Raw genomic sequence first — 26490 nt, forward strand, 5'->3', positions numbered from 1 at the left:
TCTAGGACTGGGCGAGGAACTGGTCGGTGGCGTGCTGGACGCGTTGGACGGCGTGTTCGGTGGCGGCGATGACGGCATCGAGTTCGGCAGGCTGGGCACCAGAGTTGAGGGCGCGGGCGACCTGGTTGAGGTTGTTACCGACGTGGCCGAGGTGCCGGCGGGCGGCGAAGAGTTCCGTGATCAGTTCGCGGCGCCCGGCGATGGCGGCGGCACTGGCGTCAAGGTCACTGGCGGCGGCCAGCCCGCTGCGGGCGAGGAAGGCGGGCAGGCTGGTGCGGGTGGCGGTGGCGGCTGCGGTGAGCACGTACTTCTCGTCGTCGTTGAGGCGGACGCTGCACACGTGAACGCGCTTGTTGGTGTGGGACTTCGGGGAGCGTTTGCGTGAGCGGTTCTTCGTGGCGCGGCGCTTGCGCTGCGGCGCGGGCTTCTCCTGCTGCGATCCGCCCTCGGTCGCTGCCTGGCCGACCTGCGCCCCCCGGTGCTGGTCGGCTCCCGCCACCCCTGGGGCGGGCAAGGCCAAGGACGCCTTCCCCGACGGGGAAGAGTGTCTTGGCCGATAACTTGCTCGCACGGGGAGCGAGTTGGAGACCGGCTCACCAGGGGTGGGGGCGGGGCTTGAGCTCGGGTTCGTCACTGCCCACCGTCCTGAGCGTCGTGGATGATCTCCAGGATGTCGAGGACGAAGTCGAAGGCGTCCTCAACGTCGGTGAGGTGATGGATCTGCTCGGTGGGGGAGATCTGGACGAACCACTGTCCCTCGGGCCCGTCCACGGCCGAGTGGATCAGCCGGTACCGGAGGAAGGTTTGCAGGAACGCCCAGATCAGGCGGTTTTCGAAATGGTTGGGTGCGGATGCGCGTGTCATGGTGTTTTCCTCTTGTGGCGGGAGCGGTGGCCCGGCACGATGCCGGGCCACCGGATCGATTCAGCGGAATGGAGTCGCCTGACCTGCGTCTCTGCAGGTGTCAGCCGCACTCGCTGCAGCGTGCGAAGTGCCGACTCATCGCGCGGGCCATGTTGTGCTTGACCGTGATCGCTTGCTTCGCGCTGGTCTTGGCCGGTGGGGTGCCGGCGTTGCGCTCTGCATAGCTGGTCAGGAAGCAGATGTCCTTCTCGAAGTCGGACTTGATGCGCGACATGCGCGGGCACGTCTTCACCGTGCACTCCTCTTCTGCGTGGTGGATGTGGCCGTTTCACGGCGCAGGCGTTCTAGGACCGGCGTCAGGCGGTCGTTGCGGATGCCGATGTTGTGGGCGCGCATGATCTCCCTGAGCTGGGTGCGTGTGACCTCGGCGTTCCCGTCCCGTTCCAGCAGCTCGGGTACGTGGGGACGGAGTTGGGCGACGAGTTGGTCCACGCTCGGCCGCGGCTGCTTCCGGGACGGCTTGCCCTGCCCGCCTCGGGACCGGTTCCGGGTCGCCTTCGGCATCCTGCGCGCGGGGACCGCGTGGGGACGGTCCCCAGTCGGGTCGGTCCCCGTCTCGGAGCGGGAGTCTGCGGGGTCCCGGTCCCCGTCGTCGGGGACCGGTCGGGGACGGTTCCCGGCGGGCTCGGTCCCCGTGTCGGAGTCGGGGGCACCACGGTCCCTGGTGCTGGGGACCGGCGTCAGGGACGAGCTATCCGCGCTTCGAGCTGCAGTTTTGTCCTCGTCGATCCGCCGGTCCCCGTGGTCCCCGGCCTCGTAATCCTCGTCTCCGTGGTCCCGGTCCCCTCCTGCGTCTGCCCGGTCCCCGGTAGCGTCGATGTCGGGGGCTGGGTGCTCCTCTTGGTCCCCGTTCTGTGCGGGCGCCGTCCCCGCGACCTGATCCGGACGGTCCCCATGGGGACCGTCCCCGGCCGGTGCGGTGTCTGCGTCGGGGACCGTGCGTGGCTGGCTCGTCTGGTCCCCGGCTGCCGTCCCGTCAAGGGCGGGCCGGCCGAGGGGAGTGTGGTCCGCGCCCGGTGAGGGCTGCGTCCAGGGCGAGGGCAGGTCGATCGTGGCGAGCGCGGTGGCATGTCGGCGGGCGGCGAGCTGGTTCAGGAGCATGCGGAGCTGCTGGGGATCGCTGCCCACGCCGGAGCGTCCGAGGGCCGACTCAAGTCGGCGTGCGATCCATCGGCTCCGCCAGCTGTCGCCCTGCTTCGGGGACCGTCCGGCCAGGCGGGTAGCCAGGGTGACCGCGCGGGCGGTGGCGCGGTCGCGGGTGATCTGGGCTGCGTCGCGGTCGCGCTCGGCGATGCCGAGGCGGGACAGCAGGCGCTCGCGTGCTTCCCGTCCGAGGACGGCCAGGATGCCGTGCGAGGCGGCACCGGGCTTGCGCAGGCGCAGCTCGATCCCCATGGCCTGGTGCCACAGCATCGCCGCCATGACGGGCCCGACGAACGCCCGTACGGTGCCCCCGACCGGGCCGGATTCGGCGTAGGCGGGGATCACCTGGACGCCGGTGATCATCCAGACCAGGATCCCCGGCAGGCCCGGAGCGCCCTGGATGGTGAGGTTCTGGCGGGCCATCAGCGCGGTGGCGAACAGCGCCAGTTCGGCAGCGCCGAACATGGCGGCACGCTCGGCGGTGCCGGCCATGTCGAGGTAGTCGGCGGCGAACCGCCAGCTGGTGTCGGCGCTGTAGGCGGTGCAGCCGAGCGCGGCGAGCGCCGCGACCCACACCGCTGGGGCGGACGAGCGAGCCCTGCCCGCGCGGGCACCACGGCGCAGGACCAGCCAGCCGCCCGCCAGCACGGCGAGGCCCGACAGTGCAACGGCGCCGGTGATCAGGTGCGATAGCTCGATGGAGACGCCGGCCAGACGTATGGCGGTGGGGTGGGTCATGCTGCCTTTCCAAGAGCGGTGATCAGCGCGCGGGTCTGCACCTGCCGGGGCACGGGCGAGGAGATGGCCTCGTCCTCGTCCTCGTCTTCGTCGGCGGTGGGGGCGGTCTCGTCGTACAGGCCCCAGTAGCGGTCGCGGTCGGCGACGGCATGGGCCGCCCGGCGCATCAGGTCGCGCGCCCAGTCGAGTTCGAGCTGGAGGGTGTACGCGAGGCGCTCAGGGCTCCATCCGCGGACGTAGGCGTGTCGGACGACGGCCTCGCGTTCGGCGTCGCTGAGGTGCACGTCGCGGCCCTGGAAGGCCGCCTTGACCCGGGCGTAGTCGAGGCGTTTGCTGACCCGGGCGTGCCAGGGGCGGCGCTCGATCTCGGTCAGCCCGCCCCACATCCCGTGGCGGATGTCGTTGTCCAGGGCGTAGTTGAAGCAGTCCTTCTTGACCGGGCACCGGCCGCAGATGGACTTGGCCTCCGCGGCGGCCTCGTGGTCGCGCGGGGCGTGGAAGAACAGCTCGTCGGCGTCCTCGGCGGGCATCCCGTGGCACAGGCCCCGGGCATGCCAGCTGTGGTCGGCGATCCCGCGCAGCGTCGAGCGCGCGGTGTCGTTCGTGGTGATGGTGCGCAAGAGGATCTCCGGGTACGCCTCAGCACTCGCGCGGCGCCGGCGTGGGTGAGGGCGGCGTGGCGCGGAGGTGAGGCGGGGCGAGGGCACGGCGATGCCGCACCGGAGGTGAGGGAGGTGTGCGAGAAGGGCCGGTTCAGCGGCGCTGGAAGCGGCGGTCCGGGCCGTCGAAGTGAACCGGGGTGCACATGCCGGACAGGCGGGACAGGATCCGGTCGCCGATCACGTCGCGCAGGACCGGCTGCCGTGGCGGCATGCCAAGCTCGCGTACGGGCGGCAGGTTCGTGGTGAAGATCGTCGGCAGGCGGTTCTGGCAGCGCCAGTTCACCAGCCGGAAGGTGATCTCCTCCGTCCACGTGCTGCTCTTGGCGGCGCCGAGGTCGTCGAGCAGCAGCAGCGGCACCCGTACGATCCGGCGCAACATGTGCTCCGGGTCCACGCCGGACTGCGGGCGCATGTCGGCGTACATGTCGGCGGCGGTGGTCGCGTGCCAGGACACACCGCATCCGGCGGCGGTCAGGGCGCGGATCGCGCCGTACGCCTGGTGGGTCTTGCCCGCTCCGGTGCTGCCCCACAGCAGCAGCGACGGGCCGTGTGCGATCCGTCGGCGTCCGGCCGTGCCGAAGTGCGGATTGAGCCCGCCGGCGTTCGGTTCGACCGCCGCCTCGGTGATGGAGCGGACCCAGGCCGTGACCTCGGGGTGCTCGACCACGGCGTGGCGGTAGTCGACCGGGATGCGAGCCTGTGCGGCCTCCAGGGCCGGGATCGGCTCCGGGGTGTCCGGCAGCGGCGAGGTCGGGTCGATGCCGCGTTCGGCCAGCTTGGCCTCCAGGCGGGCGCGGAGCCGCTCGCCGATGGCGGGCTGGGGGTCGGCGAGATGCGCGCGGGTCACAGGCGGCCTCCAAACGTCGTCGGCTCGGTCGGATTGAGGTAGGGCGTGTAACCGGAGGTGCTGGCCCATGGCCCCGCGCCGGAGGCGGACGACGGCACCGAGGCGGCCTGCGGGGCGGCATTGACGACCTCGTTCACCAGGCTCGGCAGGACGCTCGGGTGCAGACCCTTGGCCCGCAGCCGCTCCAGCGCGGTGCCGATGTCCTGCGGGTCGAAGCGCTCGTCCAGGAGTGCCTTGATCTTGCGCCCCAGGAGCCCGAGGAAGTCCTCAGGCGGTCGGCGCTGGCAGTCCCGGATGTACTCGGCCACCAGCTCCTTGGCGGAGACCGATCCGGGGACGGCGTCGGGTGCGGGCGCCTCGCGCCCCGTAAGGAATGATCCAGGATCCAAGATCCTAGATCCAGAGCGGGAGTCCTCCCGTAGTCCTCCCGTAGTCCTCCGTGAGTCCTCCGGGAAATCCCTCTGACCTGGGCTTTTCGTTGGCGTTGCCGCAGTGGGGGCAGCTAGGTCAGCCAGCGGCACGGACACCGGCTCTCCAGGGTCCGCCGTGGTCCCCGCCGGCTGCGTGGCGGTCGGAACCGGGCGGTGCACCCCGCGCTGAGGGCTCCCGGAGTCATTCGGGAGGGTTCCGGGAGGCGTCATGGATGGCACTATGCGCGTGGGGCAGTCCCGGGTCTGGCACTTGCCGCAGGGGTGGTGGCCCTGGTGGCTGGGGCAGCGCGGCACTCGGGACGCCGTGGGCTTGTTGATCTTCTGGTGCTGCTCCCACGTCATCACGTGGAGCCACGTGCGCCCGTCACAGCCGGTGTAGCGGCAGATCAGCCCAGCGGCGGCCAGTTCCTCCAGGTCCTGGGCGACGTGGGCGGCGGTGTGCTCCGGGCGCAGGGCCCACAGCCGTCCGGCGATGATCGCCGGGTGGTCACGGTGTCGGCCGGAGTCATCGGCCTGCGTCAGCAGCCCGATGAAGGTGAGCATGGCGGTCACCGAGCACTCGGCCAGCGACTCCGACTCGAACATCTCGGGCTTGACGGTGCGGATGCGTGCCATCAGGCATCACCCCCACACTGCCGCACCGACGGTTGATCCGTTGCCAGCCCTTGGCGGATGGAGGTGGAGGGGGCACAGGCTGCCGCGCAGGCAAGGCCGTCGGGCCTTTTGCGCAGGGCAGATCGCATGCGAGAATCTCCTTTGGTGTTGCCGCGCTGAAACGCCCCGCGGAAGGGATCAGCGTGGTGATGGTGGCGATATCCGCCCTTGCCGGGGCGGTTTGTGCCGTGAGGCGTTCGGCGTCCGCGAGTTGCGTCTCTCGGGCGCCGTCGCTGTATGCGGGCTTAGGAAGCCCGGAGTGTGGGCATGCCGCTGCTCCTCGTGTTCGACGTGCCGGGCGGGCTGCCCGGAGGGACGACGAACATACGCACGACCCTGCGTCAAGATCCAGACTTGGCTCTTAAACCCTCTACAAGTCGCGCGGTCGGGCGCGACGCGGGGCGGGTGATCATGAGTGGTCCTCGTGCCTAGGGGTGCAGCGAACGCCACGGGTAGCGATGCGAGCAGCATCCCTCGCCACGGCTGCAACACTTTGGTGTTGCCGTACCTGGAACATACGCCAAAGTGATCCCGAGCTGTCAACACCCTAGTGTTCCGTCTTGCGGGTTGGTCTCATGTCAACACTGGAGTATCGTCAGCGCCTCAGGGTGTAATGGGAGGAGCCGAGTGATGGTGGAGTCCAGCGGATCGGCGGAGGTGCCCTCGGGGTCGTCCGGCGGTCGGCAGCTGAGCCTCGCCGACAAGCTGAACCACCTCTTCGAAACGGTGAAAAACCCGGCGACGGGCAAGAAGTTCACCAATGCGGAGGTGTCTCGCGCGATTCGTGAGGCCGGCGAGGCGGATGGCCTCACTGTCTCAGAGAGCGCCATTTCGCAGCTACGCTCCGGAGCCAAGCCGAACCCGACCGTGAATACCGTCGAAGCGCTGGCGCGCCACTTCAATGTCACGCCCCAATACTTCTTCCCGGACTTCGACGCCGAGGAGTCCGAGAAGATCCGGGCCTCCATGGAGTTGATCGCGGCCGTGGGAGACACCAAGGTGCGAGGGCTCGCACTGCGAGCCAATGGGCTCTCGGCTGACAGCCTCAAAATGATCACGACGGTAATTGAACAGGCGCGTCGCCTAGAGGGCCTCGATAAGCCTGATAATCCCTCAGTAACGTGACCTCTCTCACCCGCTATCCCGTTTTGACGGATATGCCTTCAAGATCCTCTTGGTCGCCCGGCGAGGCTGTGTAAAGCTCCGCTTGGTCGCGGGGGATTCTCCGCGTGTCAGTGAGTAAGAGTCGAGTGAGAACTGCGTACTGCGCTTGCTCGGGGGTCATAGCGAGGATCTCGTTCATGTTCAATCGGCGTTATGCGCGGAAAGAAGCGCAGCTGAGGCGACTGTGCGAGGAGCAACTGCGGGGAATCGAAATATCTGACCCCTACGCGGTGGATGAAGTATGCCGCCAGTTGGCGGTCAGGCGTGGGCGCCCGCTGCACCTCCACGAATTGCCCGACCTGGGGGGTGTCAATGCCCCGTGCGGTCTCATGATCTCCTTCGAAAGTGGAGATCACATATTTCATGTGACGGCCACAAGTGAGCGGCACCGCGCGCAAATAGTCCGCCATGAATTGGCGCACCTACTCCTCGGACATGCAAGCGAGAACACGAGCGTCGTGGAGTCGCTCCTGTCGATCATGCCGCAGGGCGTCGACCCCTCGGCCGTGCTCACAGCGCTCGGACGGACCAGCTACGACAGTGAGACCGAGTATGACGCCGAGATGGCTGCCTCGTCCCTCGGTGAGCTGTTCGAGGAACTGGCCTACTCAGGCCGAGAACCAGGGCGGCCGGGCGCCATGACGCGTCTTGACGACGCCCTCGTCCATCCCCGGAGGAACCGCCGCTCATGAACACCCCGACCCTCGTCGCCGGTTCCCTGTGGCTCGTGACCGTGTGGCGTCTGCCGTCCATCCGTCACTCCCACAAGCAGCGGAGCCTTGCGCTCACGTTCGCGGCCCTGGCTGCGGCCATGACCTTCGAGGTGCCCGCCGTCAAAGCCGCCATCAGCGACAACGCCGGCGTCACCAGCCTTACTCCGCTGCTGAAGCACCTGCTCGGCGTTACCTCCGCGGCCTTCCTCCTGGACTTCATCGTCGCCGTCGTCCGCCCGCAGGGCCTGGCCCGCCGCACCAGGCTGGCAGCGATCGCAGCCACGCTCCCCCTCATGGTCCTCTTCTATACGCTGGCCAACTGGATGCCAGGTGGGCCAGTACGGGTCGGCGAGGGCGAGCGCGCCATCTATCCGGTTCTCTACACGGCGGTCTTCACGCTGTACATCGGCATCGCCATGTTCGTCGCCACCTGGCTTTTCCTCAGCGGCGTCCGGCACAGCCGCACCCTCCTGGGCAGGGCCGGCCTCGGCCTCATGGGGCTCGGCACGCTGCTCGGCAGCCTCTATGCCCTGCAGCGCATCGGCTTCGTCACGCTGGACCTCACCACCGGAGTCCGGTATTCGACGCTGGAGTACCAGATCTCCACCGTACTCAAGCAACTGGCGATTCTGTCGATCGCGCTCGGCAGTTGCCTGCCACCGCTCTCCGTGGCCGTGGAGTACGTCAGATCCTGGATCATGCTCAGGCGGCTCCAGCCTTTGTGGAAGCGCCTGACAGACGCCGCTCCCCACGTGGTGCTCTCCACATCGGTTCCAAAGCAGCGTGTCGGCTTCCGACTTGAACGATGCGTCATCGAAATCGAGGACGCGTGCCTGGCCCTACGTGAATACGTGTCAGTAGATGTCCGCGAGCGTGCTCGCGCGCTCGCCTTCCAAAAAGGCGTAAGTGAGCAGGAAGTTGATGCGGTGACAGAAGCCGCCTGGCTGCACGTGGCCGCTAGCGCCGCTCGAACAGGAAACCAACTTGAAGGTGTTGAGTACCCGCCCCTCGGTGTCACTGGAAGGGACCGGCCGAGTGAACTCGCGTGGCTCCACGCGGTATCCCGCGCCTACGCTTCTTCACCCGTCGTAACAGAATTCACCCGCCAGGAAGTCGCGCTTGCCTCCTTGCCGACAGGCGGACCGGAAAAGGACTCCTCCCATGACAACTGACGTGCACCCCGCGGAGTCCAAACTGGCGCGCCGCATCACCGACTGGCTTGAGCCGAAAAACTGGATTATCGCCGTCACCCTCCTGATCGGCTGGCACACGGCGCAATGGACCGGCGTGGCTTGGGGAGCGGTCGGCGCACTCTTCGCCGCCATCATTCCCATCACCTTCATCAAGTACGGAATTAGGAAGGGCCACTGGGGCGATCGACACGTCGGGGCCAAGCCTGCACGGCTCGTCGTCATGGCCGTCATCCTGCTCTCCGTGGCCACCGGAATCCTCCTCATGGCCGCTGCAGGCGCCCCGCGGACGATGACCGCCCTCATCGTGTCGATGCTGGTCACCCTCGCGATCCTCGCCGTGATCACGTTCGTCTGGAAGATCTCCGTGCACCAGGCCGTCTCGGCAGGTGCCTGCGCGATGCTCGTACAGACCTACGGTGCGTGGATGACCCTCGGGTTCCTCCTGGTCGTCATCGTCGGATGGTCCAGGGTCGAGCTGCGGGACCACACACGCAACCAGGTCATCGCGGGCACAATCCTCGGCACCGTCGTGGCCGCCGCCGTGTTCCAGCTGGCACGCTGATCAGCCCGCCGTCGGTCTGACGGCGGGCGGTCGGCGCCCGCTACCCCACGCTCGGCGAATCTCAGGTGCCGCGGACGTCGCGTCCCAAAGCGGCCGAGATAGCGCGCTGATGGACAAGTCCGGTGCGTACCAGCCGGGCCTCCGGCGTGAAGCAGTCGACGATCGTCATGTGGTTGGCGGCCGGGCAGATGCCGCCATCCACGATCACGGACGCGCCCACGCCCGTTGTTGTCAGGAAGTGGTTGACCTCGTCGACGGTGATGGCAGGACCGGGGTCGTCCGGGCCTGCGTCGCCGGAGATGTTGACCGTGGTGGCGGCGACGGGTGCGGTGGAGAGGGACGCCAGGCGGCCGAGGAGACCGGAGTCGTAGGTGGTCAGAGCGGGGGAGCCGACGGCTGTGTACCCGGCGGCGTCGGCCGGATCGCGCCACGGCAGGAGGAGCGCGAGATCTCCGGGCCAGAACGCGTCGGCGAGCCGCCTGGACTCCGCCGTGAGCTGGAAGCGTTGCTCGCATGCCTCAAGGGAGGGCAGGACGAACGCCAGAGACTTGCCGGGCGGGCGTTTCTTGCCGTCGAAGATGCGCTTGCAAGCATCCGCGTTTCCGGCGTCGGCGCAGATCATGTACCAGCGCTTGGTCGGCACGATCACCAACTCGCCGGCCTCGATCGCGCGTGCGGCGATGTCGAGGTCGGTGGGGTGGATCAGACGCATGGACGTGCTCCTCACGAGATGGCGGTCGGCTTTCATCGGGCGGTCGGCGCGGTAGCCGTGACGGTGGCGAGGGGCGGGTAGTCGAGCCACGGGTCGCGGAGGGCTTCGAGGCGGCGTTGGGCGTGGCTGGAATGCGACACACGGAAGTACGCCATGACTCTGGGTGTCGAGGTGTAGTTGCGGCCCACCGAGTGCGGAACGAGGTGGTGCATGAGCAGGACGTCGCCAGGCTTGCCCAGAAAGGCTGTTCCGCTCTCGGTATCGATCTGCGGGGGGACCTGCTCGGTGACGCCGAGGGACCACTCGGAACGGAACCACCGGGCCATGGCCTGGTGCCCACCGGGCAGGTACCGCAACGCCCCGCCATCCGGATCGCTGATGTCGGATAGCACCACGCCGACGAGCAGTGAGAAGGTGCGCAGTTCATCAGGATCGAGATGCGGGCAGGCGACTCCGTCGACGTGCATCGCCTTCTCGGGCTGTGACGTTGGCAGTGCGTCCTCAGGTATCCGGATCTGGATCTGCGTCGTGGTGACCGGCTGGATGTCACCGAGTAGATCGGTCGCCAGTTCCTCCGCTCCCGAATCCGAGAACAGGCCCAGCAGGTCCGGGTGTTGGCCGAGTTCGGGTGCGAAGGTGCGTTGCGTGTACGCGGAGATCTGCGAGGCGTCCATCTCCTCGCGGAACCAGGCGTCGATGAGGGACGAGGCTCGGGCGATCAGGGCATCGGGTACGAGGCCGCGTCGGACGGCAACGCCGTCCCTTGCGAAACCGGCCTTCTCTTCATAGGTGAGGGACATTGGTCCTCCGAAGGGTGTCCGGGACATCGGTATTGGGGGCCGCAAGGCGGGCGAGTACCTCCGCGCCAGCGTCCACGGCGCTCGCGATGATCGAGTGGCCGGCGGCGGCGCTGGCTTTTCGGGGATCGCCGCCGATGATGCCGAGTGAGGAGATCGCCGGGTCGCAGGATGACCACGGCCACGCGGTGCCGCGTCGGAGTATGAGCCGCTGAATCTCCTCGCGTCGGCCCGGATCGGGGGTGTGGTCGGCAGGGATTCGGCCGAGATGCACCATGTCCGGGGCGAGGGCGAGCATCATCGAGGTCTCGCGGACACCCGCGTGGATCTCGGGCAACTCGCTGACGGTGGCCTCGGGCGACAGCGAGACGGGGTTGATGACGCAGACGGCGATGCCGTAGGTCTGCTGGAGTTCGTAGGCCAGCGTTTCGAGGACGCCGCGGTTTCCGCCGTGCCCGTTGACGATGAGCAGCCGACGGGCGGTGGTGGCGCTGACGTACTGACCGACGATGGTGTCAAGCAGGCTGCTGAATGTCGTGATCTTCAACGAGACGACGCCGGCCGACCACGCGTGCTCCGGGGAGAGCCCGTACGGCAGGGCGGGCAGGGCCCACAGGTCGTGGTGGTCGCCGTAGCGTCCGACCAGCATCTGGGCGAATCGTTCGGCTATGACGGTGTCGGTATTGAGCGGCAGGTGTGGGCCGTGCTGCTCCGTCGAGCCGATCGGCAGGACCAGGACCGAGTGGCGGCTGAGCCGCGCCGAGACGTCCGGCGCGGTCAGCTGGTCATACGTGCGCGGTCTCCCGGTTTCCCTCATGTCCGGCTCCGGCGGCCGATCCTGAGGAGGAATTCGTTCTCCTCGCCGAACGTGTCGTCGTCGCTGAACTCGGCCAGCGTCGTCTTCACCCTCGACTCGAACTCGCCCAGGCGGGCGCCGAACAGGTGCGGAGCCGCGAAGGAGGTCGAGTACAGGTATCCGAGGATGCTGTCGGTCGTCCAGGTGCGCTCGACCGGAACCCGTACCTCCTCGACCTGGTTGAAGGGTGACTCCTCCATGATCTCGCTGTACGGCCGGTTGTGGTGCTGGAAGGTCCCCTGACCAGCGCGCCGTTCCTCGCCGAGGAACTCCTTGATGACGCTGCGGACGGCTTCCTTCCAGGGACTTCCCGCCGCCCAGAAGCTGTTGTCGCCGAAGATGGCGACAGCTCCGTCCGGGGCGACCTGCGCGTCAAGACCGGAGAGAACCGCTGCCTGGTCGAGCCAGTGGAATGCCCGGCAGATCGTCACAAGGTCCGCGCGCCAGCCGGACGGCGGCGTGAACTCCTCGGCCGTGCATTCGACGAGCGACAGACTCGCGCCTTCCAGAAGCGCCGGGCGGAGCGCCGACTCGGCGGCGGCGAGCATGTCGGCGTCGTTGTCGATGGCGATGATGTCGTCGAAGCGGTCCAGCAGTGCTTCCACGACAAGGCCCGTTCCGGTACCGACGTCCAGCAGGCGGCGCGGGCGGTCGGTGGCCGTCGCCCGGTCCAGGACGTCGGCCACCTCGGCCGGGATGCCCGGACGGTACTGCCGGTAGAAGCCGACGGTGCCGGTGAACAGGCTGCTCATGGGATTTCCTCCGTGCGTGAGAATGCTTGGACGTGCTTGGCTGCGGCCGAGAGGTCGTCGGCGACGAGCACGCCGTGATCAACGATTAGATCCGGCTCGGGAGTTGGTCGGCCACGCGATATCCAGACGGCCCCAAATCCGGCGTTGACGGCCCCGACCACGTCACAGGCCCAGTCGTCACCGATGTGGAGGATGCGCGCAGGATCCACCGCGCAGTGTTCGGCGACCGCGAGGAACGCCCGCCGGTCCGGCTTGGCGTAGCCGATACGGCACGAGGGGAAGAAGTCGCTCACCCACGGCGCTGTGCGACGCCGGAGCCCGTCGGTGTCCGCGTCCGCGCAGGTCACGTTGGACAGGGTCACGACCGTCGCCACCTCGCTCAGCACGCGCAGGGCGTCCATGGTCCCGGGGAACAGCGTGAGGGGAGCCGGTGGTAGATCCCGGGGGAAGTCGGCGGGTGCGACCTGCAGGGCCTCGCACACGTCGGCCACGACGGCGTCGCCGAGCGACGGTTGCGTGTGCAGGCGGTCGCGCATGATCTCGCGCGCCTGCTTCGCCGGCAGGGGGGATGCCGCGGTCAGCCGCATCGTGAGGCCGGGGCCTTCCGCGGTTCCCAGCGTTCCGCCGACGTCGACGCTGATGAGGTGGGGGCGCCGGCGGGTCACGCGGCACTCCTCGCGGGAGGTAGTGCGGAGACGATGGCCGCGATGCGGGCGCTACGGATCTCACGCGTCGTGGCCTCGGACAGGAAGGTGAGGGCGTAGCGCAGTTCCGCGTCGTCCAAGGCCTCGAGGATCCGCCCCTCGGCTTCGGCGGCCGACTCCAGGTCCCCTGGTGCCGTTTGCGGACGCAGGCCGTGCGGTAGGTGCAGTGTCCCGGACCAGCGCGCTCGGAGCGCGGGTACGGTTCCGGGGTCCGTGGGGTGCAGGACGGTGACGTCGTCCAGGGTCATGATGCGTACGGGGATGTTCGTACCGTCCAGGTCGAGACGTCCGGACAGGAAGGTGTCGTGCCCGCCGAGGCGTTCGGTCAGCACCAGGAGCGGTCCGTCGGGCGTGCGCCCCACGGATCCCTCGACAGGGAGGCTTACTGATGTTCGCGGCATGGTGTCCTCCTCGGGATGGTGCCGAGACCGGGAGATTCCGGCAGGCGTAGGTGTCCGTGTTCGGGGAGCCAGGTGTGGTCGTAGAGTCGCTGCCGGCCCGGCTCCCACTGAAGGCGGTACTCGATCGCGAGGGCGGCCTCGGGGAACGCGGCGGCAAGGTGGATGCCGGGGACCAGCGAGCGGCCATGCGGATAGACCGGCACCTTGCGGGCGCGAGCAGCTGCCAGGACTTCGACAGCCCTGGTGAGACCGCCGCATCCGACGACGTCGAGTGTCAGGGCCACAGGGCGGGTCGTGTCGAGCACGGTGGCGGGGTCCTCGCGGAGCGAGAGGCGCTCGCCTATGGCTACGGGCACGGGCGTCGATGCCAGTCGGTCGTATGCCCGTAGATCGTGACGTGGCAGAGGATCCTCCAGCCAGATCAAGGCGGACGGATCGACCAGTCCAGCAAATGCCATGGCCAGGGAGGGAGTCCACGTACCCACAGCGTCCACGGCGATCCGGATCCCTGTTTCCTCGGCCGCGTGTTCCACAGCCATGGCGAGAGTCCGCGCTGCCCCCGTCGCGTCGTGTGGTGTTCGGCAGCGGAGCCCCCACTTGGTGAAGGCCCAACCGCCTGCCAGGACTTCGCTCAGGACGTCCGACTCGACAGGGCCGGTCAGCTCCTGTGTCAGCCACGACGCGTACGCCGGTACGGATCGGCGCGCGGTCTTCGGAGTCAGGAGGTCCGCCACCGGACGACCGTCAAGGCGCCCGTGCAAATCCCACGCCGCGCAGTCGATGGCACCCATGGCCCACGGGGCCTGCGGGTGCGGACTCGCGATCGCAGGCCCCAACAGGCACTGGCGGAGCGCCTGATGGTCTGTGGCATCGGCTCCGATCACGGTCGGCGCGAGGACCTTGTCCGCGTAGGAGGCGATGGCAGTGCTGACGGGGCCGTACCAGCCCGTCTCCCCAGCCGCGTGAAGGGCGATGAACGCCGTGTCATCCCCCGCAGGTTCGGCATCCCGTACGTCGACGACTTCGATCCGGTCGATGCGGATCGCGCTCATCAGGCCGCCTCCCGGGCCGCGAGAAGGCGATTCGCCGCCTGGGCCAGGCCGGCGGGGGTCAGACCCAGAGTGTCGGCGAGTTGCGCCTGGGGCGTCGGCCCGGTCGGCTCCTGCCAGCCGATGACCTCGGCCGGGCGGCGAAGCCTTCCCGCCAGTAGGCCCCAAACGGCGGCCGGATGGCCGAGGGTGACCACGAGAACTGCGGCGTGCTGGCCGAAGTATTGATCGATGTCCGCGTCGGACAACCCTCGCGGCCATGTCGTGGGATCACCGAGCACGGTCAGGTCGAGGAGATTCACGGCCCGGACGCGGCATCCGCGGTTTCCGCGAAGCAGCGGGATGGCCTCAGCGGCGACGGCGGCCGGGAGGTCGCCCGCGGTGACGATGGTGATGTCCGGTTCGCCGTCATCGCTCAGATGCGGCCAGATGGCGAGCCCGTAGGCCTGCTCTTCGTGCACGGTGTCAGTGGGGTGGGCGGTCGCGGTGTGCTTGCCCGCCACGACGACGTTGACACCTCCATCCGAATGGAGAGCCTCTTCCAATGCGACTGCGGTACGGGTCGGATCGGCGGGTGTGAGCACTCGGACAGCGGGGTCGCCCATGGCCAGGAGTGCTGTGGCGAAGGACGGATCTCCGTGCGTGAAGACGTTGTTCCAGCCGTACGACGTCAGAAGCAGGTTCAGGCTGGGCAGAACCGGCGCCCCCGCGAGGCGGCGCTGTTTGAGGTGAGCGGCGACTCCGCTCAGCAGCAGCGGAGCGAAGGCTTCGTAGGAGACCAGGACTCCGCGACGGCCGCTGGCTGTCCAGCCGGCGAGCCACTCCAGCAGGACCTCCTCGGCCAGCAACTCCTTCGTCCAGGGTTCTCTGGCCAAGCCCCCGAGACGGTTGGAGGCCAGCTCGTCCGGGCTGAACACCTGGAACCCGCCGTCCGCGGCGTGGTCGCGGATCACGGTGGTCACGGCGCCGGCGAACGTGCCAAAGCCCTTGTAACCGAGCGGCGTTCGGTGATCGGCCGGCCTCTGTTCGGCGTGCGTCGGGCGTAGTCGGCACCACCGGGCCGCTGCCATCGCACGAGCCAGTCCGCCTAGCGGGCGCCCGTCGGGATCGAACAGCTCGTGTGGCGAGTACCGGGCGAGCCACCGCTCCAGGAGTTCCAGTTGGTCGGCCACGCGTCCGGGGGCTGACAGCGGGGTCTTGTGGGCGCGCGGGGTGCCGAGAATCCGGCGGCCTTCCACCGTCTCCGGTCCACCCCAGCCCTTCGTGCACCGTAGGAAGACGGCGACACGGCGGCTACGGCTGGTCGTGTCCAGGGCCTGCTGGAACATCTCGTGAAAGGCCGCGTGCTCCTCCTGGGAGCCCTCGACGACATGCACCACTCGGGCGTCCCAGCCCTGGCCGGTGGCGTACGCGCGCAGCTGGTCGTCGGTCATTCCTCCCAGCAGGCTTTGGCCGCCCATCCGGAATCCGTTGACGTGGATGACGGGGAGAACCTGTGCGCCCGGCACGACGCCTGTCGCCAGCCACGAGGCCGCCGTCGTGGGCGTCTCGCATTCACCGTCCCCGACGACGGGGACCAGAACGCGGTCGGGCGCGTCGAGCGCGGCACCCTGGGCGAACGCCAGCGCACCGCCGAGCCGTCCTCCGAGGTAGTCACCGGCCCACAGGGCGGGATGTACCTCGGCACCGAGTCCGTCGACATGTGGGAATGCCCGTGAAAGCCGGATCAGACCGTCCACGTCAGGCGTGAACTGGGGGCGGATCGCCTGGAGTTCTCCGCTGAGCCAGGCCATCGACAGCTGGACGATCCCTGCATGGCCGGCGCCGAGGATCGGCACCACGTCCCGCTCGGGGGACGTCTGGCCCGCGGCCAGCGCGACATGCGCCAGTGCCCAGGCCGTGCCCGGAACGGTGCCCCAGTGACCGGAGGGGTCGGGCTTCACGTGTTCGTGGGACAGGGGCTCGGAGAGCAGTACGTTCCCGCGGAGGTGCAGCTGGCACACCGAGGCGTATGTCGTGGCTCGCCAGAGGGCGTCGGCCAAGACCGCGACGTCGGTCATCGCCCACCGACCAGGCTCTCGCCGGCGAAAGTGAAGTACCACAAGGGCCGGTAGCACTCCCACGCCACGGGACGCAGACCGCTGGAGCCCATGATCTCCTCGATGGCCCTGCGAGCCTGGAGGTAGAACTCCAGGTCCTGGGCACCGTCGGCCCGCAACCCGGCCATGATCGAGTTGTGGGCCTGGTACACCTGGAAGTTCGGGAACTCGGTGACGTACGGCGCGAGCGCTGCGACACCCTCGCGGAGTGCTTCGAGTCCGTCCAGGCCGACGATGTACGTGAACGAGGTGCCGTGGCCGACGCGCAGCGCGCGCTGGAGTACCTGCGCCATCTCGGAGGTTGCGAGTGTGGCCTTGCTGGCCTTGAGCAGCAGGTCGCGCCGGGTGAAGCACTCGGCGGTGAGGCGCAGCACGAAGGGGGACGCGTGCGTGGCGAGGTCCTCGAACGCCTCCTCGGTGCGCAGCACCGAAGTGAGGAAGCCGATCCGTGCGTTGATGTTGTGCTCGGTGAGCACGCTCCGGAGCGATCGGAGATGGTCGGTCGCTGCCCCCTCGCGTTCGAAGCAGCCGGTCGAGACAGTGATCTCACGAAGTTCGGTCAGGTCGCCGCGGGGATGCTGTTCCGACATCGCCGCCAGCAGTTCGTTCAGCTCCCGCTCCTCCGACAGACGGGGATCAGCGGCGGCCTCCAGGGTGTTGGGGCAGAAGGCGCATCCGACACAGCGGCTCCGGGCGTTCGGGTTGAACGTCGCCGCTCGGCCGCCGTCACGGAAGTACCCGCCAACGGCCTCGTCGGCGTCGATGCGTTCAATGCTCCCGATCGGCTCACCGCCGATCGTCAGCTGTCCGTCCTCCAGACGGAACGGCGAACGAGCCGCGTTCAGAGGGACGATGACCTGCCAGGGCACGGACGGAGCGGTGGCAAGGCGCACCAGCACGCGTGCCCGGTGGCGTGGGATGTCCGACGAGATCCCGTGCAGGTTGATGGAGATGAGCAGCGCGTCCTCGACGGGAACCGCGTATCGGGCCGCGAGGCGCTCAACAGACGTGAGCGAAGCCGTTGATGCGGGTAGTTCACCAAGCACTGCGGACATGCGCGCACTCCATCCCAGCCAGCCGTATGGGGTTCTGGTACTGCATCGGCGGCCCGTTCCACGTCGGGGCCGATGAGAGAAGAGCGTGCTGGAGAACACCGGGACGGCAGAACCGCATCCCGGGACGATCCGAGGACGTCTTGGGACGTTTCAGGGGCGAGCGAACTCGCGAAGGTGAACCATGAGGGCGTCGACGTCGCTCAGGTCAGGGAGAACAAGGTGGGCGCCGGCTTGTCGTAGCTCGTCTTCGCTGTTGACTCCGGATGCCACCGCCACGATGTGCGCGCCTGATGTGATGGCGGCATCGACATCGCGGGGGGTGTCGCCGACGAGCACCACGGCGGTGTCGTCCGGAAGGTCGTAGACGGCCCGGACCCTGCTCCGCGCCACGTCCACCAACGCCGCCCTGTCAGCGGAGTCGGCACCGTAGGCGCCGACTCTGAGGTCCACGAGGGCGTCCAGTTCGAAGGCGCCGAGTTTCACCCGCGCGTTCGCAGCGATGTTCCCCGTAAGGACGGAGGAGACCATGTCGTCCTCCTCTGCCACGGCCTTGAGGGCTTGGCGAACTCCTGGCAGAACCCGGCCCCTCTGGTTGAGGTCCGCTTCACGGCCTGCCCCTGCCGCCTCCAGCGCGACCAGCGCGTCTTCCCACGCAGGCGGTTCCAGGCCGTGATCGTGGAACATGCCCGCGATGATCAACCGGTCCGTCCGACCCTCCGTGCGTGCGGGACGTACCGGCACCCGACCGGCGAGAGCCGTGAACGCGGCGGCATAAATCTCTTTGCTGACACCGGCGTTGTCGATGAGGGTGTGGTCGATGTCCCAGAGCACGATGAGCGGCATCCTGCCAGCGTAAGCACACCGCTCGCGTGCTCTCGATGAGCCGGTCGTCCTTGCGAGTGTGACCATGGGTGCGATTGGATTATCCGAGTGAATGAACGATTGCGCTCGGCACTCGTCCAGCGGGGGATCACCGAAGAAGATCTCGCCGAGTTCTGTTCCGTCGACCCCAAGACCGTGGGGCGCTGGCTCTCCGGAAGGGTGCCCCACCGTCGGCACCGCTTCGTCGTCGCGAAGCACCTGCAAGTGGACGAGGTCTACCTCTGGCCGAACGACCGCCAGCGACCGGTGCACCTCGAAGCACTACGGTCGGAGATCGTCGAGGTCTACCCGAACCGCGCCAGCGTTCCCAGGGACGTCTGGATCTCCCTCCTGCTCGGCGCCGTGAAGCACATCGATGTCCTCGTCTTCTCCGGTACCTTCTTCGCCCAGACCAACCCACACATCGCCCGCATGCTGCAGGAACGTGCGCAGGCCGGAGTCAAGGTCCGACTGTGCTTCGGCGATCCATATGGAGAAGCGGTGGCCGTCCGGGGGCGCGAGGAAGGGATCGGTGACACGCTCGCCGCGAAGATCCGGGCGTCACTGACGTACTACCGTGCCCTGTTCGGCGCCCCCGGCTGCGAGGTACGGCTGCACGACACGACGCTGTACAACTCGATCTTCCGGTACGACGATCAGTTACTGGTCAATCCGCACATTTGGGGCCAGCCGGCAAGCGCCAACCCGCTCTTCCAGCTCCGACGCGCGGACGGCACCGACTGGTGCGACCGCTACACCGAGAGCTTCGAAGCCGTATGGAACACCGCGCGCCCTTGGGCGCCCGACCGTCAGGAGCACCACCAGCGTGGGCAGGACTGAGTACTACAACGACCCGATGGCACCCAAGGCCAACACCCTGATCCCAGCCAGCAACCTCCTCGTCGTCAACAGCGAAGGCGCGATCCTGCTCCAGCGGCGCCGCGACACCGGACAGTGGGCCCTGCCAGGTGGCGCCCAGGACATCGGGGAGAGCCCCGCGCAGTGCGCCGTGCGCGAATGCGAGGAGGAGACCGGCATCGTCGCCGAAGTCACCGGGTTCCTCGGTGTCTACTCCAACCCGGCGCACATCATCGAGTACACCGATGGAGAGATCCGGCAGCAGTACGAAGCCGCCTACATCGGCCGCCCGGTCGGTGGCGCTCCGACGGTGAACGACGAAGCCGACGGCGTGCGCTGGGTTCTGCCAGAGGAACTCGACGGCCTCGACATCCACGCGAGCATGCGGGAGCAGATCGGCCACTACCTCTCCGGCAAATACCCGTATCTGGGCTGAGCCGGGCCTATACCGTCAGCCCAGCCGCGTCGGCTCGCGCCTGCACCCGCGCCACACTCTCGTGGATGGCGGGTGCGGCTCTGCGGATGAAGCGTCCGACCACGCTGTCCGTTCCGTAGCGACCGAGGATCTCGTCCACCCGCGCATACGACGTCGTTGGCGATCCGTCGGGAGTGGTGGTCATGTCGCAGTACACCAGGGCATCCACCAGGACTTCGTCGTCCAGCTGCGGAAACTCCCTCGTCAGGATCTCCCGCAGCCCACGTTCCTCGGCTTCGAGCAGGGCGAAGGAATGGTTGGCCACCAGCCGCACGACCCGCTCTTCCACCCCAGGCAGCGTTCGCAGGTGGCGAGCCCCGTCCAGAGGGTGGAAGCCCGTCAGCGCCACGACCGGCGCATACCCGATGTCGTGCAGCACCGCGGCTGCGACCAGCTCCTCGCCATCATCTCCGAGGGCCGGAGCCAGCGACTCGGCGCGGGCCGCCACCCCGCGAGTGTGAGCCCACCGGCGAGGCAGGGACTCAGCGAGCAGGGACTCCGCGAGTTCGTATGCCCAACCGACCACAGCCATGGCAGCGAGCGTACCTTCCGATCACGCGGCGGAGCAGGGATCAGGTGTGTCGGCTCCGTCGTCAACCTTGCACGGGATGTCGCGCCTGGCGGGAGACGTTGTGTCTGCTCACCTCTGGGTCCTTCTGTCGGATGTCGAATCGTTCAGAACAAGGCTGGCTGGTTCAGCGGCACGTTCTCTTCGGAGTCGGCCGGGGCTGGTACACGCCCGGAGCGCTCGTTCTGCAGGTCCCACAGTTCACGGAACAAGCCGTCGCGCTGGGCCAGCAGTTCGTCGGGAGTGCCCTGCTGGATCACATGCCCCTTGTCCAATACAACGACGCGGTCTGCGACGGTCACGTTGGTGAGCCTGTGGGTGACCAAGACGACTGCGCGGTCGGCGGCGAGGCGGCGCAGTCCGGTGAAGATACGGTGCTCGGCCCTCGGGTCGAGGGCAGCCGTCGGCTCGTCCATGACGAGCAGTCCGGCCGGCCGATGGAACGCCCGGGCGAGCGCGATCCTCTGCCACTGCCCACCGGACAGTTCCTGACCGCCCCACCACTCCTTGGCCAGCAGGGTGTTCAACCCGCTGCGCAACCCATCGACGACCTCGTCGGCACCTGCGGCACGCGCTGCGGCGAGCACCGCGTCGTCTCCTTCCTCGGTGGACTGGCCGAGGGTGATGTTCTCCCTCGCAGACAGAGGCCAGTTCGCGTAGGACTGCGGTACGACCGCGACACGGTTCCAGGCGGCATACGCGTCCAAGTCTCTGGTGTCGGTGCCGTCCCAGGAGACGGCTCCTTGATCAGGTAGGTACAGCGCTGAGAGGATCTTGCTAAGGGTGGTCTTGCCTGAGCCGTTCTCGCCGACCAGCGCGACGACTTCGCCTCGCCGGACCTCCAGGGACACGTCGTGGAGAGCAGGTCGGTCGGCGCTCGGGTACTTGAAGGTGATGTTCTCGGCGCGGACGACCATGGGCGCGGTCGGCACCCGAGGGCCGCGGTCGATGCGGTGGCCGCCGGCTTCGTCGATGAAGTCCGCCCAGTCGTCCAAGTACATTCCCGTGCGGAAGAGTTGGGCTCCGTAACCGACGATCCCGTCCAGTCCCGCGCTGACGCGGCCCAGCGCGAGGAACGCGGTGCCGAGCGCGGCGACCGTGATCTGCCCGGCGGACACCAACAACGCCAACGCCACCCACACGAGCGCGTGGGCGAGACCTCCCGCAGCCCCACCCACAAGGGAGATCCTGGCAGAGCGCCAGCTGGCCTGGTCGGTCGTCGCGTCAATCCGCGACCCAGCCGTGCGGTACTTGTCGAGCAGGAACGGCGCCATGGTGCCCGAGCGGACTTGGTCGGCGGTCTGCTTGTCGACCATGTACCAGCGCAGCATGCCCAGTAGCCGCCGGTCCTTCGACGTGGCAAGCGAGGCGATGTAGCTGATACGTGCTGCCCTCACGCTGGCCAGGCCCTTCGGCAGGGCCGCCGTGACGAGCAGAGGCAGAAGGATCGGGTGCACAGCGGTCAGAACGGACGCTGACGCGATCAGCGATGCCGATGCGGCGAGGATGTACTGGGCTTGGGTGAGAAGGTCCCTGGACACCTCCACTCCCCGGTCGGCCGCGTCCCAGCGGTCGTTGTATCCGGGGTTGTCGTACGCGGCCAGTTCCGCCTTCGTCGCCGCGTCTAGGAGCTTGAGTTCGGCCTCCCGGGCGATACGCGGGGCCAATCGGGCCGACAGCGCTGTGGAGACAATACCCAGCAGGGCGCGCAGACCGATGGCACCCGACAGGACGACAAGGGAAGGTACGGCGGCGCGGAGCTGGTCGCCGCTGATGTGCTGCGAGGCGATCAGCGGCTTGATCACCCCGGTAGTGGCCATCAGCCCGAACGCCTCCAGCACGCCGGAGAGGAGCTGAACGCCGAGCAGCGCGATGACCGCGGTGCGGTCCACCTGCCAGCCCAATGCGAGGGAGCGGCGGATCAGCTGGGGCAGACGCTTGGCCATCGAGCGGGTCGTGATCGCGTTGGCAGCCTCGATGCGGCGATCGCCGGGGATGACGAACTTCAGTTCCTCGTCCGAGACCTCCGACTCGTCCGTCGGCGCGGTTGTCCCGGCGGGCTTTGGGATGGTTGTCATCAGCTCCAGCCCTCCGTGGACTTGCGGTGCCCGACCAGGGGCGTACGGGATCCCAGCGCAGCACGCCGTTCGCGGATGAGTAACGGGTGCGGGCCGGTCACGGTTCGATGCGCCAAGACGTCCCCCTGTGTGGTGTAGGTGGTTGAGGTTGTCGCTCGTCGGTCGTTTCGTTCGGCACGGTCGGAACCAGACGGATGGTCACGCCGTGCCTCCACTCGCTCCGAGGGCGGTGAGCTCGTCTTCGAGGCCCTCAAGGTCACCGAGCAGGTGGCGGATTGCGATCTGGCGCTCACGCCAGTAGCGCTTCAGATCCGTCTCCGCCTCTCCGGGCAGGTCGTACTCGGCTGTGGTGGCCCCGTAGAGGCTGGACAGCATGTACAGCAGGGCGATCCGAGCGCAGGCCCGCACTTCCCGAATCGGAAGGCTGGGGTGCTCCGAGCGGTAGGCCCTAGCCATGGCCAGGGCGCAAGCGGCCCACTCGGTGCTGGTCGCGACGGTGCGCGGGTCGAACGCCGCCCGCCCCAGCTCCCAGGCCGGCAGCGCGCCGGCGCAGCGGAAGTCGATGACGCCGGTGACGGCATCGGCGAGGGTGATCAGATTGGTGCGGGTCAGGTCCGCGTGCAGCGCCTGTTCGACCAGCGTCTCGGGGAGGTGAGCCCTCAACCGGGGGACGTGAGCGCGCAGGTCCTCACGCCGCTGGTCGAGATCGGCACGCAGTTCATCCAGATGGTCGTGGCCTTGGCGCCTGGCCCTGGCCATCACGGTGTCGCATCTCGCTACCGCGTCCTCGACGGGCTCGGTCCGCCAGCGGGTGTGCTGTACGCGCCTGGGCATCGGATACGCAGCGAGCGCACGGTGCATGCGCCCCATAACGACGCCGATGTGCTCGGCGAGCCGGATCGTCATCGCCGACGAGGTCACCCGGCCGGGAGCCTCGTCGACCACGGCCCAAGCGCTGCCTCCCGCGATGGTGACCAGGTTGTCGTCGGCATCGGGCCACACCCGTGGAACGGGAAGCCTCGCGGCCCGGCAGTACTCCGACATGTCCCACGCATTGCGTGCCGCGTCCAGGTCGGCCATCGAGCGGTACTGCTTGACGAACAGCCGCACCCCGTCGTCCGTCAGGACTCGCCGGTTGATGGTGTCCGTGCCCATGTGCACCGGTTCGACGACATCGGCGACCAGTCCGTACCTTTCCGCCAACACTTCAGCGGCGAGCGTCTCGCCCCAGCCTGCTGCGTTCATTCAGATCACCGACCGCCGTGCACAGGGAGACAGCGGTCCGTGCGAACCGTTCCAGATAGGGTGTTCACGCACGCCACCCGCCCCACACGCTCTTGCCGGTCTCCAGACGCAGGTTCTCCAGCATGGTGTGTGCCTCGTCGACCAGTCCGATGTCGCGCTGCCTGATCCCCCAGTCCAGGCAGTCCAGGGCATCCAGCGCCCCGTACGTCCGGCACGCGATCTGTTCCTCCTCGGTGAGTGGGCGGCCGTATCCGTGGTGGAAGGCGGCGTTGAGGTCGGGGCGGTTGCACAGGATGCGGTAGCGCAGTCGGCTCAGGTCGCGGTAGGCGGCGGGCCGAAGTTCGGCGCGTTCGAAGTCGATGACCCGCAGGCGCTGCTCGGTCTCGTCCCACATCCAGTTCTTGGGCATGTAGTCGCCGTGCTGCGATACCGGCGGCAGGCGTGGAGGGGCCTTCCCGGCGAGCGTGCGCACCATCGCGAGGTCGTGTTCCGGCGCGTTCCCCGCCGTTCGGTCCAGCAGTCGGGTGACCGTCTCGTCCCAGGCCTCCTCGGTCACTTCCGGCATCGACTCGTCGGCCGTCGCGGCGTGGAACCGGGCGAGCAGTTCGCCGGCCTGCTCGTAGGCCGCCCGTTCCTGCTCGGCCGGCAGGCGCAGCGTGTCGAGGCCTCGTCCGGGCACGGCTGTGACCAGGACGGTGCGCGTCTGCGTGTCCGCGGAGACCAGCTCGGGGGCGCGGTCTGCGCCCAGGGCCACGGTCCACTTCTCGTACGCGGTCACCTCGCGTCGGTGGAGCTTCGCGCCCGCGTGGCACTTCCCGAACCACCTTTGGCCGCCAGGCCCTTTGACCTCCCAGACGGAAGGCCGGATGTCTCCGGGCCGGGGATGCTCGGCGACCACCGCGTACGTGTCGGTCGCCGACTCCACCAGGTGGTGGAGCGCACTGGGCATGTCGGTCAACGGTGCGCCCTTCCGCTCGCCGGGCCGCCCGACCGCGCCACGACGAGTGACAGGTCGGACGCGCTCAGTGTCCTGTTGTGGGGGAGCAGCATGCCAAGGGCCACTGACAGTGCGGTCTGAGCTGGTCATCTTTGGCTCGGGATGCGATGAGCGGACCAAGCGGGCACTCACAGAAACCAGAGATCCTTTCGTGGGGAATGGGTCACGCGCGCGCCAGCCACCGCTGCCGCTCGGTATCAGTGACTAAGGGCTGTCCCGTAACTGGCGGCATGGCCACATGTGTTGTCAGCCGGACGTGGGACGCGGGGCTGGCGCCCTGATATTCAGGGCACCGGCTGGGGTAGCCGGTCTACGCTGGCCGAGTGATTGAGGACGGCTCCACTGACCGCGGCAGTGTCACGACAGTGCGACGGATCGGCGCGACGATCCGTAGGCCGACAGGCGCGTGGACACCTGCCGTACACGCCCTGCTGAACCACCTGGAAACGGTGGGATTCAGCAGGGCTCCCCGCGCGTTGGGCACAGACGGCGCCGACGAAGTGCTGTCGTTGCTCTATGGCGAGCCCGCATTCACGCCCTGGCCAGAAGGTTTGCGCTCCTCACACGGAGTCAGCGAGCTGGGCCGCTGGCTGCGGGGCTACCACGATGCCGTCCGGACCTTCCGGCCGCCGGCCGATGCCCACTGGCTGGGCCAGGAAGAAGAGTGGCGGCCAGGCATGGTGATCCGACACGGAGACCTCGGGCCGTGGAACTCGATCTGGGACGGCAGTCAGCTTGCTGGCTTTATCGATTGGGACTTCGCGGCACCCGGCCATGCCATCGACGACTTGGCCCAACTTGCCTGGTACGTCGTCCCTTTGCGGCCTCTGGAGCAGCAGCGACGGGCGTCGGTCACTGGCTCCAGCACCCTGCGGGCTCGCCTTCATGCACTCTGTGCCGCCTACGGAGAGCAGCCCGTAGCTGTGATCCAGGCGCTGGATGTCCTTCAGTCCCGCGAGGCCGCGCGCATCGAACGCCTCGGCAGGCAGGGCACCGAGCCATGGGCGACTTTCCTCGCCCGCGGTGACGCGGCTGAGATGTTGGCCGAGCAGTGCTGGATCCGCTCGGAACGCGACGCACTCTTGGACGCTGGGCGCCAGTGACAACCATCTCCAGCCCGTAGACCACGGGTGAGATGATCTTGGTGTGGCTGGTGTGATCACGGCGTCGGAGCCGTCTTGGATAGCCCCGTTCACCGGGGTGAGCCCGCGATGTTTCGGAAGATTGGTGACCGCGCTGCGCCGCGAAGGCGCCGACGAGGTGCGCCGGGGGCGGCCGTGGGGCCTGCCCCTGGAAGACCGAGTTCTGCTGGTCACGGCGTACTGGCGAACCAACCTGACACTGCGCCAACTCGCGCCGCTGTTCGGCATCTCGAAGTCCGCCGCGGACCGCGTCATCGCCCAGCTCGGACCGATGCTCGCGCTCCCTCCCCGAAAGCGGTTCCGCAAGGGCACCGTGCTCATCGTGGACGGCACCCTGGTCCCCACCCGCGACCACGCGGTGGCCGAACAGTCGAAAAACTACCGGTACTCCACCAACCATCAGGTCGTCATCGATGCCGACACCTGTCTCGTCGTGGTGATCGGCCGCCCGCTGCCCGGCAACCGCAACGACTGCAGGGCCTGGGCGGAATCCGGCGCCAGGGATGCCGTCGGGGCCACCATGACGATCGCCGACGGCGGCTATCCGGGCACCGGCCTGGTGATGCCGCACCGCCGCCGCACGGGCGAGGAACTGCCCGTCTGGAAGGAAGCGCACAACAAGTCCCACAAGCAGGTACGAGCCCGCGTCGAGCACGTCTTCGCCCGCATGAAGTGCTGGAAGATCCTTCGCGACTGCCGCCTCAAAGGCGACGGAGTCCATCACGCCATGCGCGGCATTGCCCGCCTGCACAACCTGAACCTCGCGGGATAGGCGAGCGGTCCCCACCGCCACCGACCACACCGTAGATC

General features: G+C 68.2%; 29 protein-coding genes. 8 read left to right on the forward strand and 21 right to left on the reverse strand.

Features of this window, described 5'->3' with window-relative positions; genetic code table 11:
* Position 1 precedes the first annotated feature (1 nt).
* From mobC to AOJ26_RS44325, 7 genes are all read right to left on the reverse strand, one after another.
* Positions 2-514, reverse strand: coding sequence for a plasmid mobilization relaxosome protein MobC (gene mobC / locus AOJ26_RS10510; protein ID WP_234358523.1), 513 nt, complete (start codon positions 512-514; stop codon positions 2-4).
* Between the two features lie 116 nt (positions 515-630).
* Complete coding sequence (locus AOJ26_RS10515; RefSeq protein ID WP_053847960.1) at positions 631-864, reverse strand: hypothetical protein; 234 nt, start codon at positions 862-864, stop codon at positions 631-633.
* Between the two features lie 100 nt (positions 865-964).
* Positions 965-1138 carry a hypothetical protein gene (locus AOJ26_RS10520; protein ID WP_234358524.1) on the reverse strand — a complete coding sequence of 58 codons (174 nt, stop codon included), beginning with the start codon at positions 1136-1138 and terminating at the stop codon, positions 965-967.
* A gap of 14 nt (positions 1139-1152) precedes the next feature.
* Complete coding sequence (locus AOJ26_RS10525) at positions 1153-2805, reverse strand: hypothetical protein (RefSeq protein WP_053847962.1); 1653 nt, start codon at positions 2803-2805, stop codon at positions 1153-1155.
* A complete protein-coding gene (locus tag AOJ26_RS10530) occupies positions 2802-3425 on the reverse strand; it encodes a WhiB family transcriptional regulator (protein ID WP_053847963.1) in 624 nt (207 codons plus the stop codon). Before AOJ26_RS10530 ends, AOJ26_RS10525 begins: the two co-directional genes overlap by 4 nt.
* Before the next feature lie 133 nt (positions 3426-3558).
* Positions 3559-4314, reverse strand: a complete 756-nt coding sequence (locus tag AOJ26_RS10535) for an ATP-binding protein (RefSeq protein ID WP_053847964.1) — start codon at positions 4312-4314, stop codon at positions 3559-3561.
* The gene (locus AOJ26_RS44325) at positions 4311-5360 is read right to left on the reverse strand and encodes a hypothetical protein (RefSeq protein WP_053847965.1); all 1050 of its coding nucleotides are present in this window, start codon (positions 5358-5360) and stop codon (positions 4311-4313) included. Before AOJ26_RS44325 ends, AOJ26_RS10535 begins: the two co-directional genes overlap by 4 nt.
* Before the next feature lie 669 nt (positions 5361-6029).
* Between AOJ26_RS44325 and AOJ26_RS10545 the strand changes: the two genes are divergently transcribed.
* The 4 genes from AOJ26_RS10545 to AOJ26_RS10560 all read left to right on the forward strand — a co-directional run bounded on the left by AOJ26_RS10545 (position 6030) and on the right by AOJ26_RS10560 (position 9031).
* Complete coding sequence (locus AOJ26_RS10545) at positions 6030-6524, forward strand: helix-turn-helix domain-containing protein (RefSeq protein ID WP_053847966.1); 495 nt, start codon at positions 6030-6032, stop codon at positions 6522-6524.
* A gap of 497 nt (positions 6525-7021) precedes the next feature.
* Entirely contained in the window at positions 7022-7255 is a 234-nt protein-coding gene (locus tag AOJ26_RS44330; protein WP_233443723.1) for a hypothetical protein, read from the forward strand.
* The gene (locus tag AOJ26_RS10555; RefSeq protein WP_046912657.1) at positions 7252-8448 is read left to right on the forward strand and encodes an MAB_1171c family putative transporter; all 1197 of its coding nucleotides are present in this window, start codon (positions 7252-7254) and stop codon (positions 8446-8448) included. Before AOJ26_RS44330 ends, AOJ26_RS10555 begins: the two co-directional genes overlap by 4 nt.
* Positions 8438-9031 (forward strand): hypothetical protein, encoded by a 594-nt coding sequence (locus AOJ26_RS10560; protein ID WP_046912656.1) that lies wholly within the window; start codon positions 8438-8440, stop codon positions 9029-9031. The genes AOJ26_RS10555 and AOJ26_RS10560 overlap by 11 nt, the downstream gene beginning before the upstream one ends.
* 61 nt (positions 9032-9092) lie before the next feature.
* Here the strand turns inward: AOJ26_RS10560 and AOJ26_RS10565 are convergent, their stop codons facing one another.
* From AOJ26_RS10565 to AOJ26_RS10610, 10 genes are all read right to left on the reverse strand, one after another.
* The gene (locus AOJ26_RS10565) at positions 9093-9743 is read right to left on the reverse strand and encodes an L-threonylcarbamoyladenylate synthase (protein ID WP_053847967.1); all 651 of its coding nucleotides are present in this window, start codon (positions 9741-9743) and stop codon (positions 9093-9095) included.
* 32 nt (positions 9744-9775) lie between these two features.
* Entirely contained in the window at positions 9776-10570 is a 795-nt protein-coding gene (locus AOJ26_RS10570; RefSeq protein WP_234358525.1) for a phytanoyl-CoA dioxygenase family protein, read from the reverse strand.
* Entirely contained in the window at positions 10527-11357 is an 831-nt protein-coding gene (locus AOJ26_RS10575; RefSeq protein ID WP_053847968.1) for a creatininase family protein, read from the reverse strand. Before AOJ26_RS10575 ends, AOJ26_RS10570 begins: the two co-directional genes overlap by 44 nt.
* Complete coding sequence (locus tag AOJ26_RS10580; protein ID WP_053847969.1) at positions 11354-12148, reverse strand: class I SAM-dependent methyltransferase; 795 nt, start codon at positions 12146-12148, stop codon at positions 11354-11356. The genes AOJ26_RS10575 and AOJ26_RS10580 overlap by 4 nt, the downstream gene beginning before the upstream one ends.
* Positions 12145-12813, reverse strand: a complete 669-nt coding sequence (locus AOJ26_RS10585) for an HAD family hydrolase (protein ID WP_050399607.1) — start codon at positions 12811-12813, stop codon at positions 12145-12147. The genes AOJ26_RS10580 and AOJ26_RS10585 overlap by 4 nt, the downstream gene beginning before the upstream one ends.
* On the reverse strand, positions 12810-13214 hold the full coding sequence (locus tag AOJ26_RS10590; RefSeq protein WP_053847970.1) for a hypothetical protein: 405 nt from the start codon (positions 13212-13214) through the stop codon (positions 12810-12812). The genes AOJ26_RS10585 and AOJ26_RS10590 overlap by 4 nt, the downstream gene beginning before the upstream one ends.
* 20 nt (positions 13215-13234) lie before the next feature.
* A complete protein-coding gene (locus tag AOJ26_RS10595) occupies positions 13235-14305 on the reverse strand; it encodes an enolase C-terminal domain-like protein (protein ID WP_053847971.1) in 1071 nt (356 codons plus the stop codon).
* Complete coding sequence (locus AOJ26_RS10600; RefSeq protein WP_053847972.1) at positions 14305-16362, reverse strand: hypothetical protein; 2058 nt, start codon at positions 16360-16362, stop codon at positions 14305-14307. The genes AOJ26_RS10595 and AOJ26_RS10600 overlap by 1 nt, the downstream gene beginning before the upstream one ends.
* A complete protein-coding gene (locus AOJ26_RS10605; protein ID WP_053847973.1) occupies positions 16359-17456 on the reverse strand; it encodes a hypothetical protein in 1098 nt (365 codons plus the stop codon). Before AOJ26_RS10605 ends, AOJ26_RS10600 begins: the two co-directional genes overlap by 4 nt.
* A 150-nt stretch (positions 17457-17606) precedes the next feature.
* Positions 17607-18299, reverse strand: coding sequence for an HAD family hydrolase (locus AOJ26_RS10610; RefSeq protein ID WP_053847974.1), 693 nt, complete (start codon positions 18297-18299; stop codon positions 17607-17609).
* An 87-nt stretch (positions 18300-18386) separates the two neighbouring features.
* Here AOJ26_RS10610 and AOJ26_RS10615 point away from each other — a divergent pair, with 87 nt between their 5' ends.
* Positions 18387-19157, forward strand: a complete 771-nt coding sequence (locus AOJ26_RS10615) for a helix-turn-helix domain-containing protein (protein WP_053847975.1) — start codon at positions 18387-18389, stop codon at positions 19155-19157.
* Positions 19144-19611, forward strand: coding sequence for an NUDIX hydrolase (locus AOJ26_RS10620; RefSeq protein ID WP_053847976.1), 468 nt, complete (start codon positions 19144-19146; stop codon positions 19609-19611). Before AOJ26_RS10615 ends, AOJ26_RS10620 begins: the two co-directional genes overlap by 14 nt.
* Positions 19612-19618: 7 nt before the next feature.
* Here the strand turns inward: AOJ26_RS10620 and AOJ26_RS10625 are convergent, their stop codons facing one another.
* The 4 genes from AOJ26_RS10625 to AOJ26_RS10640 form a co-directional block, all read right to left on the reverse strand.
* The gene (locus AOJ26_RS10625; RefSeq protein WP_053847977.1) at positions 19619-20182 is read right to left on the reverse strand and encodes an HD domain-containing protein; all 564 of its coding nucleotides are present in this window, start codon (positions 20180-20182) and stop codon (positions 19619-19621) included.
* A 143-nt stretch (positions 20183-20325) separates the two neighbouring features.
* Entirely contained in the window at positions 20326-22296 is a 1971-nt protein-coding gene (locus AOJ26_RS10630; RefSeq protein ID WP_053847978.1) for an ABC transporter ATP-binding protein, read from the reverse strand.
* A gap of 198 nt (positions 22297-22494) precedes the next feature.
* On the reverse strand, positions 22495-23541 hold the full coding sequence (locus AOJ26_RS10635; RefSeq protein ID WP_053847979.1) for a phosphotransferase enzyme family protein: 1047 nt from the start codon (positions 23539-23541) through the stop codon (positions 22495-22497).
* 64 nt (positions 23542-23605) lie between these two features.
* Entirely contained in the window at positions 23606-24490 is an 885-nt protein-coding gene (locus AOJ26_RS10640) for a phosphotransferase enzyme family protein (RefSeq protein ID WP_078959842.1), read from the reverse strand.
* A gap of 371 nt (positions 24491-24861) precedes the next feature.
* On the opposite strand from AOJ26_RS10640, the gene AOJ26_RS10645 reads away from it, so the two are divergent.
* The gene (locus AOJ26_RS10645) at positions 24862-25641 is read left to right on the forward strand and encodes a phosphotransferase (protein ID WP_053847981.1); all 780 of its coding nucleotides are present in this window, start codon (positions 24862-24864) and stop codon (positions 25639-25641) included.
* Positions 25642-25684: 43 nt separating this feature from the next.
* A complete protein-coding gene (locus AOJ26_RS10650; RefSeq protein ID WP_078959835.1) occupies positions 25685-26452 on the forward strand; it encodes a transposase in 768 nt (255 codons plus the stop codon).
* Positions 26453-26490: the final 38 nt, after the last annotated feature.

It is taken from the genome of Streptomyces sp. NRRL B-24085, from assembly GCF_001282115.1.
In the GTDB taxonomy this organism is placed as follows: Bacteria; Actinomycetota; Actinomycetes; order Streptomycetales; family Streptomycetaceae; genus Streptomyces.

Bases quoted from the DNA above. Each gene is read 5' to 3' on its own strand.
- AOJ26_RS10515 (WP_053847960.1), bottom strand. From the start codon at position 864: ATGACACGCGCATCCGCACCCAACCATTTCGAAAACCGCCTGATCTGG.
- AOJ26_RS10520 (WP_234358524.1), bottom strand. From the start codon at position 1,138: ATGTCGCGCATCAAGTCCGACTTCGAGAAGGACATCTGCTTCCTGACC.
- AOJ26_RS10525 (WP_053847962.1), bottom strand. From the start codon at position 2,805: ATGACCCACCCCACCGCCATACGTCTGGCCGGCGTCTCCATCGAGCTA.
- AOJ26_RS44325 (WP_053847965.1), bottom strand. From the start codon at position 5,360: ATGGCACGCATCCGCACCGTCAAGCCCGAGATGTTCGAGTCGGAGTCG.
- AOJ26_RS10545 (WP_053847966.1), top strand. From the start codon at position 6,030: ATGGTGGAGTCCAGCGGATCGGCGGAGGTGCCCTCGGGGTCGTCCGGC.
- AOJ26_RS10555 (WP_046912657.1), top strand. From the start codon at position 7,252: ATGAACACCCCGACCCTCGTCGCCGGTTCCCTGTGGCTCGTGACCGTG.
- AOJ26_RS10560 (WP_046912656.1), top strand. From the start codon at position 8,438: ATGACAACTGACGTGCACCCCGCGGAGTCCAAACTGGCGCGCCGCATC.
- AOJ26_RS10565 (WP_053847967.1), bottom strand. From the start codon at position 9,743: ATGCGTCTGATCCACCCCACCGACCTCGACATCGCCGCACGCGCGATC.
- AOJ26_RS10570 (WP_234358525.1), bottom strand. From the start codon at position 10,570: ATGTCCCGGACACCCTTCGGAGGACCAATGTCCCTCACCTATGAAGAG.
- AOJ26_RS10575 (WP_053847968.1), bottom strand. From the start codon at position 11,357: ATGAGGGAAACCGGGAGACCGCGCACGTATGACCAGCTGACCGCGCCG.
- AOJ26_RS10580 (WP_053847969.1), bottom strand. From the start codon at position 12,148: ATGAGCAGCCTGTTCACCGGCACCGTCGGCTTCTACCGGCAGTACCGT.
- AOJ26_RS10595 (WP_053847971.1), bottom strand. From the start codon at position 14,305: ATGAGCGCGATCCGCATCGACCGGATCGAAGTCGTCGACGTACGGGAT.
- AOJ26_RS10600 (WP_053847972.1), bottom strand. From the start codon at position 16,362: ATGACCGACGTCGCGGTCTTGGCCGACGCCCTCTGGCGAGCCACGACA.
- AOJ26_RS10605 (WP_053847973.1), bottom strand. From the start codon at position 17,456: ATGTCCGCAGTGCTTGGTGAACTACCCGCATCAACGGCTTCGCTCACG.
- AOJ26_RS10610 (WP_053847974.1), bottom strand. From the start codon at position 18,299: ATGCCGCTCATCGTGCTCTGGGACATCGACCACACCCTCATCGACAAC.
- AOJ26_RS10625 (WP_053847977.1), bottom strand. From the start codon at position 20,182: ATGGCTGTGGTCGGTTGGGCATACGAACTCGCGGAGTCCCTGCTCGCT.
- AOJ26_RS10630 (WP_053847978.1), bottom strand. From the start codon at position 22,296: ATGACAACCATCCCAAAGCCCGCCGGGACAACCGCGCCGACGGACGAG.
- AOJ26_RS10635 (WP_053847979.1), bottom strand. From the start codon at position 23,541: ATGAACGCAGCAGGCTGGGGCGAGACGCTCGCCGCTGAAGTGTTGGCG.
- AOJ26_RS10640 (WP_078959842.1), bottom strand. From the start codon at position 24,490: ATGCCCAGTGCGCTCCACCACCTGGTGGAGTCGGCGACCGACACGTAC.